We start from the raw sequence: 19,100 nt of genomic DNA, 5'->3' as shown, positions 1-19,100 counted from the left end.
TAAGGAGTCCGGAGACTCCCTAACCGCGCACAGGGCCGAAGGCCTGACTATCGAGCGAAGAGCAGAGCTCGCTTGACTTCCTGAATAGCCTTTGTCACCTGGATGCCGCGGGGGCATGCGTCGGTGCAGTTGAACGTGGTGCGGCAACGCCACACGCCGTCCTTGTCGTTCAGGATGTCGAGACGCTCGGAAGCGGCCTCGTCACGGCTGTCGAAGATGAACCGGTGTGCGTTGACGATGGCAGCGGGACCGAAGTAGCTGCCGTCGCTCCAGTACACGGGGCACGACGTGGTGCAGCATGCGCACAGGATGCACTTGGTGGTGTCGTCGAAACGAGCACGGTCGTGCTGGCTCTGGATGCGCTCACGAGTGGGCTCGTTGCCACTGGTGATGAGGAACGGCTTCACGGCGCGGAATGCGTCGAAGAAGGGTTCCATGTCGACAACCAGGTCCTTCTCGACGGGCAGGCCCTTGATGGGCTCGACCGTGATGGTGACCGGCTTGCCGTCCTTGGGCAGCATGTCCTTCATCAGCAGCTTGCAGGCCAGACGGTTCACACCGTTGATCCGCATGGCGTCCGATCCACAGACACCGTGTGCGCAGCTGCGACGGAACGTGAGGGTGCCGTCGAGGTAACCCTTTACGTACAGCAGCAGGTTGAGCAGACGGTCGGTGGGCAGTGCCGGGACCTGGAAACTGTCCCAGTGCTGGCCCTCGCCCGATTCGGGGTTCATCCGCGCGATCTTGAGAGTGACCATGACGGCCCCCTCGGGAACAGCGGGGAGTTTGGGTGCATCTACAGCAGGCGCAGACATCAGTACTTACGCTCCATCGGCTCGTAGCGGGTCTGGATCACCGGCTTGTAGTCCAGACGGATGTCGGAGAGCAGGCCGTCACCCTCCTTGTACGCCATCGTGTGCTTCATGTACTCGGCGTCGTTGCGATCCGGGAAGTCCTCACGAGCGTGGCCGCCGCGCGATTCCTTGCGGTTGAGGGCGCCGACGACGGTGACCTCTGCCATTTCGAGGAGGAAGCCCAGCTCGATGGCCTCGAGCAGGTCGCTGTTGTAGCGCTTGCCCTTGTCCTGGACCGTGATGTGGTTGTAGCGCTCCTTGAGAGCACGCACATCCTTGAGTGCCTGGGTGAGGCGCTCTTCGGTGCGGAAGACGGAGGCGTTGTTGTCCATCGACTGCTGCAGCTCGGTGCGGATGTCCGCAACGCGCTCGTGGCCGTGATCGGACAGGATGACGCCGACCCAGTCTTCGACCATCGCAGCCGGGGTTTCCGGCAGGTCGACGAACTCGGTGGAGTTCGCGTACTCGGCGGCAGCGATGCCGGCGCGGCGGCCGAACACGTTGATGTCGAGGAGCGAGTTGGTGCCGAGGCGGTTTGCACCGTGCACGGAAACGCAGGCACATTCGCCGGCGGCGTACAGGCCCTTGACGACCTCGTCGTTGTTGCGCAGAACCTCACCGTTGATCTTGGTGGGGATACCGCCCATGACGTAGTGGCACGTCGGGTAGACGGGCACGGGCTCCTTGACGGGGTCCACGCCAAGGTAGGTGCGCGAGAACTCCATGATGTCGGGGAGCTTCTCGTCGAGAACTTCCTCGGGGATGTGCGTCACGTCGATGTAGACGTAGTCCTTGTTCGGGCCGGCGCCGCGGCCTTCCAGAACCTCGAGGACCATCGAACGGGCCACGATGTCACGCGGAGCGAGGTCCTTGATGGTGGGGGCGTAGCGCTCCATGAAGCGCTCGCCGTCGGCATTACGGAGAATGCCACCTTCACCACGGACGGCTTCCGAGATCAGGATGCCGAGACCGGCGAGTCCTGTCGGGTGGAACTGGTGGAACTCCATGTCCTCGAGGGGCAGGCCCTTGCGGAAGATGATGCCCATGCCGTCACCGGTGAGGGTGTGCGCGTTGGACGTCGTCTTGTACATACGTCCCGAGCCGCCGGTCGCGAAGATGATCGACTTGGCGTGGAAGATGTGCAGCTCGCCGGTCGAGAGCTCGTAGCAGATGACACCGGTGGCAACCGGGCCGTCCTCGGTCTCGGTGATGGCGATGTCGAGCGCGTAGAACTCGTTGAAGAACTCGACGTCGTGCTTGACGCAGTTCTGGTACAGCGTCTGCAGGATCATGTGACCGGTGCGGTCGGCTGCGTAACACGCACGGCGGACGGGTGCCTTGCCGTGGTCACGTGTGTGGCCACCGAATCGACGCTGGTCGATCTTGCCTTCGGGCGTGCGGTTGAACGGCAGACCCATCTTCTCGAGGTCGAGCACCGCGTCGATGGCCTCTTTGGCCATGATCTCGACGGCGTCCTGGTCGGCGAGGTAGTCGCCGCCCTTGACGGTGTCGAAGGTGTGCCACTCCCAGTTGTCTTCCTCCACGTTCGCCAGTGCGGCACACATGCCGCCCTGGGCCGCGCCGGTGTGGCTGCGGGTGGGGTAGAGCTTGGTCAGTACGGCCGTGCGGGCACGGGGGCCAGCTTCGATTGCCGCACGCATGCCTGCGCCGCCGGCGCCGACGATGACCACGTCATAACGATGTTCCTGCATGAAGTCTGTGCTCCCCTAGCTCGCCGAGATATTGGGGTCGAAGGTGAAGATGACGTACGTGCCCAGGCCCATGATCAGGATCATCGAGAGAACGAGGATCGTGGTCAGCCAGAAGCGCGTGGAGTCCTTGCGGGAGTAGTCCGCGATGACCGTGCGCAGGCCGTTACCGCCGTGCAGCTGTGCCAGCCACAACATCGTCAGATCCCAGAACTGCCAGAACGGGCTGGACCAGCGACCTGCGACGAATGCGAAGTTCAGACGGTGAACGCCACCGTCGAGCATCAGCATGATGAACATGTGGCCCAGGACCAGAACGATCAGGGCGACGCCGGAGAAGCGCATGAACAGCCATGCGTACAACTCGAAGTTGTTCCGAGCCTTCGCGCGCGGGGACCGCGGGTTGTCCAGGCTTGCGGGACGGTCGTATGAGGTGCCCAGGCTCTTGGCTTCGGGTCCGTGAGTAGTCGCCATGTCAGTGCTCCGCAAACATGTTGATGAGGATGCGTCCGGCGCCTGGGATCATCACCAGGAACCAGATCGTCAGAATGGTCCAGAGCATGACGCGCTGGTACTTCGGGCCCTTCGACCAGAAGTCCACCAACATCACGCGCACGCCGTTGAGGGCGTGGTAGAGGACTACGCCGACGAGGCCGATCTCCATGAGGCCGACGAGGGGGTTCTTGTACGTGTCGATGACGGCGTCGTACGTATCGGGATTGACCCGAACGAGTGCCGTATCGAGAACGTGTACGAATAGGAAGAAGAAAGTAGCGACGCCTGTGATCCGGTGTAGAACCCAGGACCACATTCCGGGGTCGCCCCGGTAAAGCGACCTCGTGCGCTCCTTCTGAGGAGCGGCTTCAGTCGTAGTACTCATCGAGTGCTGTGCCTCCAACGTCATTGGTGGACGCGTCGAGCCTGCAGAGAGCTTCGATGTACCTCAGCCCGGGCTCGACGGGATCCTGAACCGACTTGACTCAGACTCTAAACCTATGTGAAACCGGGAACTAATCAGATGCGGGATTCGTACGCGTACCAAACTCTTTGTAAGGTTTGCCTTTCCAATCTCGCCGAGATGGTTTCGGCGTGGTTTCTGCATCCATTCAGTCGGCGTGATTGGATAACGAACCATGGGTGACATCGACTGGAAGTTGTTGCGGCACAACGCGCAAGTGGTCATGCGGCATGCCTATGCGCCGTACTCGGGGTACGCGGTGGGTGCAGCGGCCCTGGTAGACGATGGTCGGATCGTCTCAGGATGCAATGTGGAAAATGTCTCATACGGTTTGAGCCTGTGTGCCGAATGTGGACTCGTCGGTAACTTGGCCGCCACCGGGGGTGGCCGGCTGCTTGCCTTCACGTGCTGTGACGCGAAGGGCTCGATTCTGATGCCGTGCGGCCGGTGCAGACAGCTTCTCCTCGAGCACGGCGGGGGTGAGATGCTTGTCGACACGAGCAGTGGGTTCAAGCCGCTGAGCGAGCTGTTGCCTGATGCTTTCGGGCCGGAACAAGCAGAGGGGCTCCGCCATGTTTGACGCAGTTTCCATCATCGGCGCCAAGCGTGACGGCCGCGAGCTGTCGGGAACCGAGATCGACTGGATAGTTCAGGCGTTCACACAGGGGATCGTCGGCGACGAGCAGATGTCGGCGCTCGCGATGGCGATCTACTTCCGCGGAATGTCGCGAGCAGAGACCGGTCGATGGACCGAGGCGATGATCGAATCCGGCGGGAGGATGGACTTTTCGGACTTGCCGCTGCCCACCGTCGACAAGCATTCGACCGGTGGAGTGGGGGACAAGATCACCCTTCCGCTCGCACCCCTCGTCGCTGCCTGTGGTCTTGCAGTCCCGCAGTTGTCGGGCCGCGGACTCGGCCACACCGGTGGAACTCTCGACAAGCTCGAGGCCATTCCAGGTTGGCGAGCCGAGCTCACGGCGACGGAGATGGTCGACATTCTCTCGGACCCGAAAATCGGCGCGGTGATCTGCGCTGCCGGAGCGAACCTGGCCCCCGCCGACAAGAAGCTCTACGCGCTGCGCGACGTGACCGGAACGGTGGAATCCATTCCGCTGATCGCAAGTTCGATCATGAGCAAGAAGATTGCCGAGGGAACCGGCGCCCTGGTGCTCGACGTCAAGGTCGGTTCCGGAGCGTTCATGAAGGACCTCGGCGACGCGCGAGAGTTGGCACGCACGATGGTCGAGCTTGGCAACGACGCCGGCGTGCGTACAAGCGCTCTCATCACCGGGATGGACACCCCGCTCGGATTGACGGCAGGCAACGCCCTCGAGGTACGTGAATCCGTCGAGGTGCTGGCAGGCGGCGGGCCGTCGGACGTCGTCGAGCTGACCCTGGTCCTGGCTCGGGAGATGCTGTCAGCGGCTGGGATCGACGGTATCGACCCCGCCGACAAACTGGCCGACGGCACGGCAATGGACCGGTGGCGCGCGATGATCGCCGCACAAGGTGGGGACCCACACGCGACGCTGCCGGTGGCCCGGCACAGCGACGTCGTCACCGCGGACCGAGACGGCGTACTGACCCGACTCGACGCCATGGCGGTGGGCATCGCGGCCTGGAAACTGGGAGCCGGACGCGAACGGCAGGGCGAAGCCGTTCAGGCCGGTGCCGGCATCGAGATGCATGCAAAGCCTGGCGACGTGGTCCGTGCCGGGCAGACGCTGATGACATTGCACACCGACACTCCCGAGAGATTTGATGCAGCGCGACGAAGCCTCGGCGGTGGATGGTCGATCGGGGCCGATTCCGACACCGTTTCGCGACCGTTGCTCATCGAGCGAATTGTGGGTGATTCGCGTTAGCGTTGGCGAATGAACGCACCGGAGTTGACCACGATCCGCAGCGCACCCAAAGTTCTTCTCCACGATCATCTCGACGGAGGACTCCGACCCGAGACCGTTCTCGAACTGGCCGAGCAATGTGGCTACGACGAGCTGCCGGCGAATACGGCATCCGAACTGGCGCAATGGTTCCGAACTGCCGCTGACAGTGGATCGCTCGAGCTCTACCTCGAAACGTTCGCGCACACAGTCGCCGTGATGCAGACCCCCGAAGGGCTTGCACGGGTGGCACGTGAGTGTGCCGAGGATCTGGCCGACGACAACGTCGTCTATGCCGAGGTCCGTTTTGCGCCCGAGCAGCACCTGGAACAAGGCCTGAGTTTGGACGAGGTCGTCGAGCACGTTCTCGAAGGTTTCCGGGCCGGCGAATCCGCTGCCAGGGTCGCGGGACGGGAGATCCGCATCGGCTGTCTCCTGACGGCGATGAGGCATGCCGCCCGGTCGCGGGAGATCGCCGAACTCGCGGTGCGATTCCGGGACCGCGGAGTGGTCGGGTTCGACATCGCCGGCGCCGAGGCCGGAAACCCACCGAGCCGGCACCTCGACGCGTTCGAGTACATGCGTGACGCGAACGCCCACTTCACGATTCACGCGGGTGAGGCTTTCGGGTTGCCGTCGATCCACGAAGCCATCGCCTTCTGCGGAGCGGATCGGTTGGGCCACGGCGTGCGGATTGTGGACGACATCGACGTAGGCGTGCAAGGTGGGGCAGAGTTGGGTCGGCTCGCGAACTACGTCCGTGACATGCGCATTCCCCTGGAACTGTGCCCGAGTTCGAACGTGCAGACCGGAGCCGTAGCCGCCCTGGCGGACCATCCGTTCGGACTCTTGGCGGACTTGCGCTTCCGAGTGACCGTCAACACCGACAACAGGCTGATGAGCGACACCACCATGAGCCGGGAAATGGCCGCGTTGGTCGAGACCTTCGGTTACGGATGGACCGATCTCGAACGCTTCACCATCAACGCGATGAAGTCGGCCTTCATCCCGTTCGACGAGCGCCTCGCGTTGATCGACGACGTCATCAAGCCGGGCTACGCCGTGCTCATCGGCTAGATGACGTGCGCCCGACTACTCAGATCGAAGCCGGGCCTCGAACTCGCGCTCGAGTTCGCGCCAGGCCTCGGATTCCTTGGTGAACGGCGCACTCGGAGCCATCCGCGACGGATCGGGGTTGAGGAGGTACGAGACGTACCAACCCAGCTCGTTCGACGCGGACAGAGCCTCCTCGGTGGAGTCGTCGTCGGCGAAATCTGCTGCATCGGTGAACAATTCGACTGCGAGTTCCAGCTGCTCGGCATCTACGACGTCCGGGCCCTGGGCGAGGTCGTCGGCGATGCCGGGCAGAACGTAGACGTTCTCGTCCGTGACCTCGATTTCGAGTGAACCGTCGACGGCCGCATTCTGAATTTCGCCGTACGTACTGACCTGCGAGAGATCGTGTTCGTGGTTGTCGGCGAGGTAGCGAGCGAGTGCGCGCTCGCTACGGAAGACGGTGATCAGTCCGTCCTTGCCGAGGAAGATCGCCTGATCTCCCATGTAGCAGCGCAGAGTGTAGAACGTCTCGGCCGAGGTGATGATGCGGATCGGGTCGACACCGACCTCACCCCAGAAGGTCTCGACTTCGTCTTCGTCCTCTTCGAGGTCGTCTTCGTCGAATTCCTCGTCCTCGCCCTCCTCGGCGACATCGTCGGCGTCGACGGTGTTCTCGGCGGCAGCGAGCAGTTCAGCTTCGGCGACCGCCACAGCAGCTGCATCGACCTTCGGGGAGGTGACCACCTTGTCGATGGCGTCGAGAACGGCGTCCCAGTCCTTGACGATCGCAGCGCCGACCTGGTCCCACAGCTCCAGGCCTTCGCGGCCTTCGAAGGTGCCGGCGCCGGTGGCAAGCGCGCCGAGTACCGGATGGCCGCTGAAGAAGCGGATGACCGCGTCGAGTTCGCACACCTCACCGATGTTGCGAGCCATGTTCAGGGTGTCTTCGAGTTCCGAGACCACCAGTGCCTCAGGGTCACCTGCGGCCAGTTCCGGCACGCCGACGAAGTCGAACGTGAAGTTCTCTTCCGGTTCCAACTCGGCTGCCGACAGTCCGGAGACGACGGCCCACGCCGGATGCTCGACCAGGTCGTTGTCGGAGTCCGTTCGGATGAAGGCCGCGAGTTCCGCGACGGAGGAGAACCCGTAGAGGTCTTCCTCATGGCCGAGAAACGCTTCCCACTCGTCGTCGCCCTCGCGCCAGCGGGGTGCCCACAAAGTGACGAGGTCTCCGTCGGTGAGTCCGATTTCGATAGGGACGATGTCTCCAGCCATGGGCGGAAGCCTATCCACCGCAGAGCGAAAGGCATAGCGGGGGTTCGTCACGTTTGTTTCAGTGCCACTCGGAGCTCACTGACCAGTCGCTCTCGTTCGTCGTTGGACTGTTGAACTGCCTGGTGAATTGTTGCCACCGTCAATGCGGCCACCGTGCGAGAATTCATCGCGGTGATTGCGTCGGTAATCCGTAGGTCGACCAGAGCGCCCAGCCCGTCGACAGTCGCCGTGACTATCCCGCCCTCGCTCGAGACGACTGCCCGCAGAGCGCCGACCCCGTCGACGGCTTCCTGCAAGAGTCCGGTCCGGTGTTTCGCCAGCTCCATGATTCGATCAATCTCGCTCATATCGAACGCATCCAGCTCGACGGAAGGTTCTGGCCCTCGGCGGCGTCGACATCGGCCAGTTCGTCTCGGGTCGGTAGACCGAGCCGATCGAGGATCGCTGCCGGGACTCCGGTCTCCTCGAGCTCCACACGATGGCGGGCGCCGGCTTCGATTGCTGCATTTGAGCACAGCGTGAGTATCTGCTGCGCTAACCGCTGCCCGCCGTACCGCAGTTCGTCCTGGCTGATCCTCAGGTCCACGGGCACGGCGTGCTCCGTGGCGCGGACCGCGATGGTTCCGTTGCGGTTGACGGCTACGGCTGTGGTGATCGGCGGTGATTCGCGCTTGTTCTCGGGCATGATTCCCTGTCATTCCGTCGGACGGTAGAAGCCGTGAAAGCCCATGCCGCTGTTCGTGGTTCGGATGGCGCTGATTTCGACTGGGTCGCCGGCTTCGATCATCTGGCCGCCGCCGATCACCATCGCGACGTGGCCGTCCCAGACCGCGAGGTCGCCCGGCATCAGATTGTTCTGATCGACCTGGTTCCCGATTCCCTGTTCCTGAGCCAACCTCGGAATGTCGACTCCGGCCTGGCCGTACGCCCATTGAGTCAGCCCGCTGCAGTCCAGACCGACTCCCGGCGTAGTGCCTCCCCAGGCGTACGGGACACCCTGTTGAGTGAGCGCGTTGCGTACGGCAGCAGCGGCCTCGGCGTTCGGTGCGGTGGCAATCGAGCCGTCGGGAAGTTCGACCTCAACGCCACCTGAACTGCTGGCGCCGGTTGCTCCGGAGCGCGGTATCGCGAGGAGTGAATCGACAGAATCGCCGGAACCACCCGCCGAACCGGAGACTCCAGGTGCGGGATCGGGTATCGGGACGGACGGGACGAGTGCGGACATCTTGTCGGTCGACCCGGCCAACTCACCGCGTACCCGCTCGATAACCGATACCGCGCTTCCGAGGTGCTCCAACGCGGCCGACAACAACATCAATTGGCCCGTCGGTGTCATCAGCGTCGGCCCGGCCTTGATCGCGAGTGTCAGAAAGGACTGGAGAATCTCACCGAGTTCGGTCATTCCCGCGTACACGGACGTTGTCGCTTCGTCCACGACGCCGGCGATGTCGGTCCCACGATCGGCGAGGTTTCGCGTCGACGTCTGCGTCTGCTCGGTTTTGGTCACCGCAGCGGTGAGTGCCGTGGACGAGCTCTGAGAGGACGCCAGTTCGCTCAGAGCAGCGCTTCCCAATTGGTATGCGATCTCGAGGGCGTCCGTAGCGATTCGGATGCCGACGTCGGGTCCACTTGCGCTGGGGGCACCAGTCCCGACAGTGTCGACCAGATCGATGATCGGTCGTGCGAGTGCGTCGACGTCGATCATGAGCGTGCGGCTTCAGCGAGAGTCGTTCGTACCGATTCCTCGGAGTCGAGATAGACGGCGTGAGCGTCGCGGGTGGCTGACTGGACGCTGGAGATCACAGCGGACAGTCGATCGATGTCGTCGATGTGCGCTTGCTGTGCTCGGCTCGCCACATCGACGAAGTCGCCGCCGATCAGCCCCAGCACAGTGGACAGAGCCAAGTGATCGCCACCCGCCGCGTCCTGTCGCGCTTGCGCGACGTTGTCGGCAACAGTGCCCAACCGCGTGGCGAACTCCGCGATGCTTTCAGTGTCCAGATCCAGATTTGTCAACTTGTCTTCCCCCCGTTGCGCTTACTCCTTCTTGGACGCCGCGCGGGGTGCTCCGGTTCCCGAGGAACTATTCTGATGGTCATGCAAACGCACGTAGTCGACCATCCGCTCGCGGCGGCCCTCTTGACGACAATGCGTGATGCACGCAGTGAGAACGCAACTTTTCGTTCCGCACTTCGCAGGCTCACGCACATGCTGGTCTACGAGGCCATGCGTGACGCGGAGGTCGAGGAGTTTCCGGTCGACACCCCGGTAGCAGCGACGACGGGCATCCGGCTCGCGAAGCCGCCGTTGTTGGTACCCGTGCTGCGGGCCGGTCTGGGCATGGTCGAACAGGCGAGTGCGCTGATTCCGTCGGCCGGCGTCGGCTTTGTCGGAATGGCACGTGACGAAGAGACTCATCAGCCGGTTCCGTACCTCGAATCCCTGCCTGCGGATCTGTCCGGTATCCCGGTGTTCGTGCTCGATCCGATGCTCGCCACCGGTGGCTCGATGGTGCACACCATCGACTTGCTGGTTGCGCGTGGCGCGACGGATGTCACGGCAGTGTGCGTCGTGGCCGCTCCGGCCGGCGTCGACGCGCTGGCAGCGTCCGGCCACCCGGTTCGTCTGGTCATCGCGAGCATCGATGACGGACTCGACGAGAACGCTTTCATCGTCCCCGGTCTCGGTGACGCCGGCGATCGGCAGTTCGGACCCCGCTAGAGCGAAAGGGCGAAGGTTCGGAGTTCGGCCAGCCGGGCCTTCGCCTGCTCTAGTGCGTTCGCGAGGTCGTCGCGGTTCGCCACCGGGACGACAACTTCGAGATAACACTTGAGCTTGGGCTCGGTTCCGGACGGTCGAACTACCACGCGGATCGACGGCCCGTCGAATATCACTGCGTCGGTGCGCATACCACCGCGAACCAGGGACAAGTCCTCGGTCGTGACCGGCTCACCCGCGAGTTGGCCAGGAGGATCGGCGCGTAGTCGTTTCATCATTTCGGCGATGTCGCTCAAATCCTCGACGCGGCGGGATACTTGGTCCCCGCGATGCAGTCCGAATTCGACGGCATAGTCGCCTAGAACGTCCAACAGGGTTCTGTTGCTGCCCGCGAGGGTGGCAGCCAAGTCGGCCACAAGGACGGCAGCTGAGATTCCGTCCTTGTCCCGCACCACATCCGGATCGACGCAGTGCCCGATCGCTTCCTCGTAGGCGTAGACGAGTCCGTCGCCGGCGCGCGTGAGCCACTTGAATCCGGTGAGTGTCTGCGCAAACCTGGCTCCGCGAGCTTTCGCCAACTTCGAGAGCAGAGTCGAGGAGACGATCGTCGTCGCCACCAACGAATCTTCGGGCGCCGAGTGCAGTACGTGGTCGGCCAAAAGCACCCCGGTTTCGTCGCCGCGCAACATGCGCCACTGATCACCGTCGCGAACTCCGACGGCGCAGCGGTCGGCATCCGGGTCGAGTGCGATCGCCAGATCCGCGTCGACACTTCGGGCAAGGGCGAGCAGGCGGTCTGCGGCGCCAGGCTCTTCGGGATTGGGGAACTCGACGGTCGGAAACGTGGGGTCGGGATCGAACTGCTCCGCCACGACGTGCACGTCCTCGAATCCTGCTGCTCGCAGAGCCGCGGTCGCAGTCTCCCCGCCGACGCCGTGCATTGCCGTGAGCGCAATCCGGATCGAGCGGGCGTCGCCGTGCGGGAGGGTCGCGATGCGGGCGATGTACTCCGCGACCAGAGAATCGTCGGCCGGAATCACCGATGCTCGCGCGACGTCGGCGGCACTACCGATGCGGGCGATCTCGCTCTCGATTTCACGATCGGCGGGGGAGACGAGTTGCGCTCCGCCCGAGAGATACACCTTGTAACCGTTGTCGGCGGCAGGATTGTGGGAGGCGGTGATCTGGATACCTGCCGCTGCCCCGAGCCTGCGCACCGCGAACGCCACCAGCGGTGTCGGCAGTGGGCGGGGGAGCAGGGTCACCTCGAACCCGGCCGCTGCCATGACCTCGGCGGCGGCGAGAGCAAATGCCTCTGAACCGAGCCGGGCGTCGCGGCCGACCACAACGCGGGACCCGCCCTGGCAGCGAGCTGTCAGCCAGGCCGCCAGACCGGCCGTGGTCCGGATGACGACCGCGAGGTTCATGCCGTTGGGTCCGCCGCGCACCGGCCCGCGAAGCCCAGCAGTGCCGAACGTCAGTGGTGCGGAAAAGCGTTCGGCCAGTTCATGTTCGGAAAGGGCGGCTAATTCTGTGCGGGTAACTGGGTCCGGATCGGCGTCGATCCACTCGGTGACGTTCAGTGGTGTCACAGCTGCTCGACCAGTTGACGCAGCAGCACTCCCATCCGGGCGGCCGATGCTTTGCCTGCCGCCAGCACTTCCTGATGGTCGAGCGGGGCGCCCGTGATTCCGGCGGCCAGATTGGTGACCATGGAGATGCCGAGAACGCGGGCGCCGAGCGCGCGGGCCGCGATGGTCTCGTGAACCGTCGACATGCCGACCAGATCGGCGCCGAGTGTACGAAGCATTCGAATCTCGGCCGGAGTCTCGTAGTGAGGACCGGGAAGCCCGGCGTAAACACCCTCGGCAAGGTCCGGGTCGATCGAGCGAGCCAGCGCACGCAGTTCCGGCGAGTAGGCGTCGACCAGGTCGACGAACTCTGCGCCGACGAGGGGAGAGCGGGCCGTCAGGTTCAGGTGGTCACTGATCAGCACCGGTTGCCCCACTGCGTAGTCCTCGCGGATACCGCCGGCCGCATTGGTGAGGATGACCGTGTCGGCGCCGGCAGCAATGGCTGTCCGGACCGGGTGGACGACGGTACCGAGATCGTGGCCCTCGTATGCGTGCGCGCGCCCGAGCAGCAGCAGAACTTCGGTGTTTCCGACGCGCACCGAACGAATGGTGCCCGCATGGCCGAGAGCGGACGGTGGGGCGAAGCCAGGAAGATCCGCCATCGAGACTTCGGCTGTCACGTCCGCACCGGCGTCGCCGAACACGTCTGCGGCATCGGTCCACCCCGACCCGAGCACGATGGCGACTGACGGTGACGAAGAGCCAGTCATGGCGGACAGAGCAGCGGCGGCGGCCTCGGCGATCGTTCCCATGTGAGCAACCCTACTGAGGAGTCGGGTCGGTTCGCCGGGTGAGTTGGCGGGCGTTACTCTCCCATCCATGCCTTATCTCGAACGCGACGGCGACGTATTCATCCTGTACCTCGGCAACGAGGGCGAAACGGACAACGAGAACCGCTTCGGCCCTGAGTGGATCGACGCTGTTCACAGCAAGTTGGACGAAGTCGAAGCGCACGAGGGACCCGCAGCCCTGGTGACGACGGCGACGGGCAAGTTCTACACGAACGGCCTGGACACGACGTGGATCTTCGGCAATCTCGACGGTCTGCCCGGCTACCTGGACAAGGTCCACACCATCTACAGCCGTTTGTTGACCTTCCCGATGGCCACGGTCGCGGCGGTGCAGGGGCACGCGTTCGGCGCCGGCGCCATGCTCGCGTCCTCGCACGACTTCCAGATCATGCGCGCGGACCGCGGCTTCTACTGCCTCCCCGAGGTCGGACTGAACATGCCGTTCACTGTCGGCATGTCAGCACTGTTGAACAGTCGTCTGCCCAAGCAGACGGCAGTCGACGCGATGACGACGGGGCGTCGATTCGGCGGCGCCGACGCGCTTGCTGCCGGCATCGTGCAGGAAACGGTCGACGGCGACGGAGTACTCGCCGCAGCAGTGACCAAGGCGTCGGCACTGACGTCGACTCACGGCAAGAACTTGGCGGGAATCAAGGCAGGCATCCACCGCGATGCTCTTGCGGACCTCGCTCAGGTGACTGACAAGAGCAACTTCTCCTTCGGGTGAGACAATGATCGCGTGAACCAGAATGTCGACAGCGCAGTCAGGTCCGTAGAGGCGGATCTGATTGCGCTGTCGCATTCGATTCACAGCGATCCGGAACTTGCCTTCGAGGAGTTCCGCAGCGCTGCCAAAGTGTCGGACCTGCTGGCGCAGCACGGTTTCGCGGTCACTCACGGGATCGTCGATCTGCCGACGGCATTCGATGCCACCTACGGCAGCGGAGAGTTGGTCATCGCGATCTGCGCCGAGTACGACGCGCTGCCCGAGATCGGTCATGCCTGTGGGCACAACATCATTGCCGCCGCCGCGGTCGGGGCCGGCATCGCGTTGGCTACCGTGGCCGACGAACTGGGGATCACCGTCCGAGTGATCGGTACTCCCGCGGAGGAAACCGGTGGCGGCAAAGTTCTGATGCTCGAGCGTGGTGCATTCGACGGCGTCGGCGCGGCCATGATGGTTCATCCAGGACCGATCGACATCATCGGTGCCACCTCGCTGGCCCTGGCGGACATCGCCGTCAGCTATCACGGTCGCGAAGCGCACGCCTCTGCTGCGCCGGAATTCGGTCGTAATGCCGCCGATGCCGCGACGCTCGCGCAGGTGGCGGTCGGACTGTTGCGCCAGCACCTCCAGCCAGGGCAACAGATTCACGGAATCGTCAGTGATGGCGGCACTGCTCCCAACATCGTTCCGGCTCGGTCCGAACTGCTGTACTACCTGCGTGCCGAGACGGCCGCGTCGTTGGCCAATCTGTCCGAGCGTGCCGACGCCTGCTTCGCCTCGGGCGCACTCGGCACCGGATGCACCCACGAAATCCGCACGGTATCGCCCACTTACACCGAGTTGACCCCCGATCCGTGGCTGGCGGCGGCGTACCGTGAACAGATCGTCGACCTCGGGCGGGTGCCACTGGCAGCGGAATGGGAGCGCTCCCGTCCACTGGGTAGTACGGATATGGGTAATGTGACCAATGTGATTCCGGGAATTCACCCGGTCATAGGCTTGGATTCATCGGGGGCAGTGACACATCAGCCGGAGTTCGCGGCCGCGTGTATCACCACCTCCGCAGATCGAGCGGTAGTCGACGGTGCAATTGCGTTGGCCCGCACTGCTGTCCGGGTAGCGTCCGATCCAGAACAACGCACCCGTCTGTTGGAAGGGGTAGATCGCCGGTGAACGCGGCAATCGACACGTGGATTCACGCGCACACCGACGACCTCGTCGCGTGGCGTCGACACATCCATGCCAACCCGGAGTTGGCTCGCCGCGAATACGCGACCACCGAATTCGTCGCGACCCGCCTCACCGCCGCTGGGCTGTCGCCGAAGATCCTTCCCGGTGGCACCGGGCTCACGTGCGACATCGGACCTGAGGGGCCGCGAATCGCACTTCGCGCCGACATGGACGCTTTGCCGATGCAGGAGGCGACCGGGGCGACGTACTCGTCCACGGTCCCCGGTGTGTCTCATGCATGCGGGCACGACGCCCACACCACCATCCTGCTCGGCGCCGGATTGGCTCTGGCCACGCTGCCCGAACTTCCCGTCGGGGTTCGGCTGATCTTCCAGCCCGCCGAGGAAGTCATGCCTGGTGGTGCACTCGACGTCATCGCTGCCGGCGCGCTCGACGGCGTGTCCAGAATCTTTGCTCTGCACTGCGATCCGCGACTCGAGGCAGGCCAGGTCGGAATGCGTCTGGGCGCGATCACCTCTGCTGCAGACACGATCGAGGTCGTTCTCGACTCTCCGGGTGGGCACACGTCGAGGCCGCACCTGACCACGGACCTCATCTACGCACTCGGCACAGTCGTGACCGGGCTGCCGGGAATGCTCAGCCGTCGTATCGATCCGCGTACCGGCACCGTGATGGTGTGGGGTGCGGTCAGTGCAGGTCAGGCGCCCAACGCGATTCCGCAGACCGGCATGATGACGGGCACGGTACGTACCGGCGATCACGACACGTGGGAGTTGCTCGAACCGCTCGTGGAAGAAATCGTCCACGGACTGCTCGCGCCCACCGGAGTTCGCTACCAACTCAACTATCGTCGCGGAGTGCCACCGGTCGTCAACGACGAGGTGTCCACTCGGATGTTCGAGGACGCCATCGCGACCGTCGGACAAGATGCTTTGGCGGACACCCCGCAATCCGGTGGTGGCGAAGACTTTTCGTGGTACCTCGAAACCGTGCCGGGTGCGATGGCGCGGCTCGGCGTGTGGTCGGGTGAAGGCGATCAGCTCGACATCCACCAACCCACTTTCGATCTCGACGAGCGTGCACTCGGCGTCGGTGTGAAGGTTCTGACGAGCCTGGTTCTGGGATAGTTCCGGTTCCCGTCGGGGGTACCGTTTTTCGTGTCGTTCGAGTGAAGGTACGGGCATGTCCATAGGTGTGGGAGTGCGAATCGGCACATTGGTGTCGACGGCTGTAGTTGCGTCCAACGATCCGGGTTCGGCCGATCCGGTGGTGTTGGTCAGGGACACGATTCTCAATCAACGCAAGGACGGAACGACCGTGCTCGGCGGTACCGAGCAATTGGGTGCCGGCCGTGAATTCTCGGAATCATGGTCAGGTTTTGTCGGCCGTGTGGGGGACCCGAGTGGCGTCTCCGGAACGGCCGATACCCGTTACCGCGCCGAGGATTTGGTGGCGACGTCGATTCGCTGCCTATTGCAGGAATGCGAGCCGCTGCCCGATCGTGGTGGTCGAAGTGGGGGAGCGCCCGACATCGTCGCGACCTACCCGTCGCGCTGGGACTCGTCCACAGCGGCCCTCATGCAGGATTCACTGGTCTATGCAGGCCTCGAGCGGGTCACTCTCGTCTCGGACGCCGAGGCGGTCTCGGCGTGGTTCGAGTCGGAAATCGCGGCACTCGCCGGCACGCTCATCGGCATCTATCACGTCGACGACACCGGGGCCGCGGTCACGCTGGTGCGTTCGGGCGTCGCCGCCGGCCGCGCATTCGGCTTCGCCGGCGACGGGAGTTCACCGAGTTCACGCCTCGCGACGGCACTGGGTGCGTTCGGTTGGATGCCGGAGAACCTGGACGCCGTAGTCGTCACCGGTGACGGAGAACCGGCGACAGACAAAGCAGCAATGATGTCCATAGCGGCCGGAATCGCCGAAAAGCTCGGTGTCAGATGTGAACTCGGGCCCGGACCGGAGCAGTCGGCCGCGCTGGGAGCCGCAATTCTGGCTGCCGGATTCACCTCGACGTCGCACACGATCGTGCCGATCGGTTTGCCGCCTTCACACGACGTGACGGAGGTGTTCGACACTCTCGGACGTGAGAAGGTGGCGGCTGAAACTGCAACCGGGGTGGCAACAGTCGAGCCGGAAACTGCAGTTGTCGCAGGCGAATCGGAGTCACGCGGTTCCAAGCGTGTGCTCATCGGCCTGACGATTGTGGTGGTACTCGCAGCACTGGCAGTGCTCGCGTATTTCTTGCTGCTTTGAGCAGGACAGCTATCTAATCGGTAACACCGTTACCGGGACCCACGTTGCGGCTGTTTCTCGTCCGCAACTCTCGCACGTACTCGGCCGGCGCTCCGGCAATCTCGGCGGCGTCGGCCATCACGCCGATGTAGCGGGCCGACGGCAGTCCGCCTTCGTACGCATCCATGACGTAGAGCCAAGCGAGCACCGCATCGCCTGCGGTGTCGACCCGCACGCGGATCTTGCGGTGCAGACCGAGTTCGGCACCTTCCCAGCGGTCCAGACTCACTTCGTCCTCTTCCGGGACGTCGTAGAGGACCACGAAAACACTGGAATCGGGGTCTTCGACCACGGTGGCGAGAGCCCCCTCCCAGCCGAGGTCCTCGCCGCTGAAGGTCAGGCGCCAGCCTCGCAGCCACCCTGTCCCGGACATGGGCGAGTGTGGGCAGCGCAACAACATCTGCTCGGGATGCATGTTGGAACCGTAGGCGGCATAAATCGACACGGGCGCAAGCCTAAACCGTGGTCCGAGGGTGTGGCGAAGCGGACCACCGGACGCAAGTAATCTGGTACAAGCACTGCGCGACACGTGGTGCTCGAATAGCGTGACACTGGTCGACGGGAGACCCCTGCCGGCCACGCGAGGACTTGGAGGACACATGACCCGGATCGTGATCATCGGTGGCGGACCCGCCGGCTACGAGGCGGCACTGGTAGCCGCGCAGCACGGGGCCACGGTCACCCTGGTCGATTCGGACGGCGTCGGCGGCGCGTGTGTGCTGTTCGACTGTGTCCCGTCGAAGACGTTCATCGCGTCCACCGGAATCCGCACCGACATGCGTCGTGCATCCGACCTCGGCATCACTCTGGATCCGGAGCAGGCTTCGGTGTCACTGCCGAAGATCCACTCCCGAGTCAAGAGTCTCGCGTTGTCCCAGTCCTCGGACATTCGCGCACGGTTGCAGACGGTTGGCGTCGAGGTTCTCTCCGGCACCGCCGAACTGACCGATCCGCTCCTCGGTATGGCAGCACACCAGGTTCGCGCGACGCTCGGAAGCGGCGAGCAGAAGACCATCGACGCAGACGTCGTGTTGATCGCCACCGGCGCCAGCCCCCGCATCATCCCGGGAGCCGAGCCCGACGGTGAGCGAATCATGACGTGGCGTCAGCTCTACGACTTGGACGAGCTGCCCGAGCACCTGGTCGTGGTCGGTTCCGGTGTCACCGGTGCCGAGTTCGTCTCCGCCTACACCGAGATGGGCGTCAAGGTCACACTCGTGTCCAGTCGTGACCGTGTTCTGCCCGGCGAGGATGCCGATGCGGCGCTCGTGCTCGAGGACGCCCTCGCCGAGCGCGGTGTCACCCTCGTCAAGCACGCCCGCGCAGACGCCGTCGAGCGCACCGAGAAGGGCATCATCGTCAAGCTCTCCGACGGCCGCACGGTCGAAGGAAGCCACGCTTTGATGACCGTCGGTTCCGTCCCCAACACCAACGGTCTCGGCCTGGAGCGGGTCGGCATCGAGTTGGACAAGGGTGGATACCTGCGTGTCGACCGGGTCTCGCGCACCACGGTTTCCGGTATCTACGCCGCCGGTGACTGCACCGGACTGCTCCCGCTCGCGTCGGTGGCTGCGATGCAGGGACGTATCGCGATGTACCACGCACTCGGTGAAGGCGTCAGCCCGATCAAGTTGAAGACCGTCGCATCGGCCGTCTTCACGCGCCCCGAAATTGCAACGGTGGGTGTTTCGCAGGCCGCGATCGACAACGGAGAGGTGCCTGCTCGCACCGTCATGTTGCCGCTCAACACCAACCCGCGCGCCAAGATGTCCGGTTTGCGCCGCGGCTTCGTGAAAATCTTCTGCCGCCCGGCTACCGGCGTGGTCATCGGCGGTGTTGTGGTCGCGCCCACCGCTTCGGAACTCATCCTGCCGATTGCGATCGCCGTGCAGAACAACCTGACGGTCAACGACCTGGCTCAGACGTTCTCGGTGTACCCGTCGCTGACCGGATCGATCACCGAGGCAGCTCGTCAGCTCATGCGTCACGACGACCTGGACTGA

General features: G+C 64.1%; 21 protein-coding genes. 9 read left to right on the top strand and 12 right to left on the bottom strand.

All coding sequences use genetic code 11. The features are described 5' to 3' along the window. Positions 1-47 precede the first annotated feature (47 nt). Genes QM596_RS14745 through sdhC form a run of 4 tightly spaced genes read right to left on the bottom strand, consistent with a single transcriptional unit; the run spans position 48 to position 3,443 of the window. Positions 48-815, bottom strand: coding sequence for a succinate dehydrogenase iron-sulfur subunit (locus QM596_RS14745; RefSeq protein ID WP_003940925.1), 768 nt, complete (start codon positions 813-815; stop codon positions 48-50). Beyond that, positions 815-2,566: a succinate dehydrogenase flavoprotein subunit gene (gene sdhA, locus QM596_RS14740; protein ID WP_019747692.1), complete on the bottom strand. Its 1,752-nt coding sequence runs from the start codon at positions 2,564-2,566 to the stop codon at positions 815-817. The genes QM596_RS14745 and sdhA overlap by 1 nt, the downstream gene beginning before the upstream one ends. A 15-nt stretch (positions 2,567-2,581) precedes the next feature. After that, the gene (locus QM596_RS14735) at positions 2,582-3,037 is read right to left on the bottom strand and encodes a succinate dehydrogenase hydrophobic membrane anchor subunit (protein WP_003940699.1); all 456 of its coding nucleotides are present in this window, start codon (positions 3,035-3,037) and stop codon (positions 2,582-2,584) included. Position 3,038: 1 nt separating this feature from the next. Next, positions 3,039-3,443: a succinate dehydrogenase, cytochrome b556 subunit gene (gene sdhC / locus QM596_RS14730; RefSeq protein WP_020969155.1), complete on the bottom strand. Its 405-nt coding sequence runs from the start codon at positions 3,441-3,443 to the stop codon at positions 3,039-3,041. A 253-nt stretch (positions 3,444-3,696) separates the two neighbouring features. On the opposite strand from sdhC, the gene QM596_RS14725 reads away from it, so the two are divergent. From QM596_RS14725 to QM596_RS14715, 3 genes are read left to right on the top strand one after another with little or no spacing between them, the layout of a single operon-like run. After that, the gene (locus tag QM596_RS14725) at positions 3,697-4,101 is read left to right on the top strand and encodes a cytidine deaminase (protein WP_042923516.1); all 405 of its coding nucleotides are present in this window, start codon (positions 3,697-3,699) and stop codon (positions 4,099-4,101) included. After that, positions 4,094-5,389, top strand: a complete 1,296-nt coding sequence (locus QM596_RS14720) for a thymidine phosphorylase (RefSeq protein ID WP_283309241.1) — start codon at positions 4,094-4,096, stop codon at positions 5,387-5,389. Before QM596_RS14725 ends, QM596_RS14720 begins: the two co-directional genes overlap by 8 nt. A 9-nt stretch (positions 5,390-5,398) precedes the next feature. Next, positions 5,399-6,484, top strand: a complete 1,086-nt coding sequence (locus QM596_RS14715; RefSeq protein WP_050654872.1) for an adenosine deaminase — start codon at positions 5,399-5,401, stop codon at positions 6,482-6,484. Between the two features lie 15 nt (positions 6,485-6,499). Here the strand turns inward: QM596_RS14715 and QM596_RS14710 are convergent, their stop codons facing one another. From QM596_RS14710 to QM596_RS14690, 5 genes are read right to left on the bottom strand one after another with little or no spacing between them, the layout of a single operon-like run. Next, positions 6,500-7,738 (bottom strand): SatS C-terminal domain-containing protein, encoded by a 1,239-nt coding sequence (locus QM596_RS14710; protein WP_003940713.1) that lies wholly within the window; start codon positions 7,736-7,738, stop codon positions 6,500-6,502. Positions 7,739-7,785: 47 nt separating this feature from the next. Then, a complete protein-coding gene (locus tag QM596_RS14705) occupies positions 7,786-8,085 on the bottom strand; it encodes a YbaB/EbfC family nucleoid-associated protein (RefSeq protein WP_037129075.1) in 300 nt (99 codons plus the stop codon). Next, positions 8,082-8,423, bottom strand: coding sequence for a hypothetical protein (locus QM596_RS14700; RefSeq protein WP_007727323.1), 342 nt, complete (start codon positions 8,421-8,423; stop codon positions 8,082-8,084). The genes QM596_RS14705 and QM596_RS14700 overlap by 4 nt, the downstream gene beginning before the upstream one ends. A gap of 9 nt (positions 8,424-8,432) precedes the next feature. Beyond that, positions 8,433-9,443, bottom strand: coding sequence for a C40 family peptidase (locus QM596_RS14695; protein ID WP_064688921.1), 1,011 nt, complete (start codon positions 9,441-9,443; stop codon positions 8,433-8,435). Continuing rightward, a complete protein-coding gene (locus QM596_RS14690) occupies positions 9,440-9,754 on the bottom strand; it encodes a type VII secretion target (protein ID WP_020969162.1) in 315 nt (104 codons plus the stop codon). Before QM596_RS14690 ends, QM596_RS14695 begins: the two co-directional genes overlap by 4 nt. A gap of 81 nt (positions 9,755-9,835) precedes the next feature. Here QM596_RS14690 and upp point away from each other — a divergent pair, with 81 nt between their 5' ends. Next, a complete protein-coding gene (gene upp, locus QM596_RS14685; RefSeq protein ID WP_007727319.1) occupies positions 9,836-10,459 on the top strand; it encodes a uracil phosphoribosyltransferase in 624 nt (207 codons plus the stop codon). On the opposite strand, the gene QM596_RS14680 is transcribed toward upp, so the two are convergent. Further along, positions 10,456-12,048 (bottom strand): phospho-sugar mutase, encoded by a 1,593-nt coding sequence (locus QM596_RS14680; RefSeq protein ID WP_283309240.1) that lies wholly within the window; start codon positions 12,046-12,048, stop codon positions 10,456-10,458. The genes upp and QM596_RS14680 overlap by 4 nt on opposite strands. Beyond that, positions 12,045-12,842 (bottom strand): purine-nucleoside phosphorylase, encoded by a 798-nt coding sequence (locus QM596_RS14675; RefSeq protein WP_007727315.1) that lies wholly within the window; start codon positions 12,840-12,842, stop codon positions 12,045-12,047. Before QM596_RS14675 ends, QM596_RS14680 begins: the two co-directional genes overlap by 4 nt. A gap of 67 nt (positions 12,843-12,909) precedes the next feature. Here QM596_RS14675 and QM596_RS14670 point away from each other — a divergent pair, with 67 nt between their 5' ends. From QM596_RS14670 to QM596_RS14655, 4 genes are read left to right on the top strand one after another with little or no spacing between them, the layout of a single operon-like run. Further along, positions 12,910-13,608, top strand: a complete 699-nt coding sequence (locus tag QM596_RS14670; RefSeq protein ID WP_019747702.1) for an enoyl-CoA hydratase-related protein — start codon at positions 12,910-12,912, stop codon at positions 13,606-13,608. Between the two features lie 12 nt (positions 13,609-13,620). Continuing rightward, the gene (locus QM596_RS14665) at positions 13,621-14,781 is read left to right on the top strand and encodes a M20 family metallopeptidase (RefSeq protein WP_020969164.1); all 1,161 of its coding nucleotides are present in this window, start codon (positions 13,621-13,623) and stop codon (positions 14,779-14,781) included. Beyond that, positions 14,778-15,926 carry a M20 family metallopeptidase gene (locus QM596_RS14660; protein ID WP_003940741.1) on the top strand — a complete coding sequence of 383 codons (1,149 nt, stop codon included), beginning with the start codon at positions 14,778-14,780 and terminating at the stop codon, positions 15,924-15,926. The genes QM596_RS14665 and QM596_RS14660 overlap by 4 nt, the downstream gene beginning before the upstream one ends. 55 nt (positions 15,927-15,981) lie before the next feature. Continuing rightward, a complete protein-coding gene (locus QM596_RS14655; RefSeq protein WP_019747704.1) occupies positions 15,982-17,058 on the top strand; it encodes a hypothetical protein in 1,077 nt (358 codons plus the stop codon). Between the two features lie 13 nt (positions 17,059-17,071). Here the strand turns inward: QM596_RS14655 and QM596_RS14650 are convergent, their stop codons facing one another. Next, complete coding sequence (locus tag QM596_RS14650) at positions 17,072-17,542, bottom strand: gamma-glutamylcyclotransferase family protein (protein WP_003940753.1); 471 nt, start codon at positions 17,540-17,542, stop codon at positions 17,072-17,074. A 154-nt stretch (positions 17,543-17,696) separates the two neighbouring features. Between QM596_RS14650 and QM596_RS14645 the strand changes: the two genes are divergently transcribed. Next, a complete protein-coding gene (locus QM596_RS14645) occupies positions 17,697-19,100 on the top strand; it encodes an NAD(P)H-quinone dehydrogenase (protein WP_020969166.1) in 1,404 nt (467 codons plus the stop codon).

It is taken from the genome of Rhodococcus sp. IEGM 1406 (assembly GCF_030056745.1).
GTDB classification, from domain to species: Bacteria; Actinomycetota; Actinomycetes; order Mycobacteriales; family Mycobacteriaceae; genus Rhodococcus_F; species Rhodococcus_F erythropolis.
The sequence above is the reverse complement of the archived record's forward strand: the minus strand, read 5'-3'. Positions and strand labels throughout refer to the sequence as shown.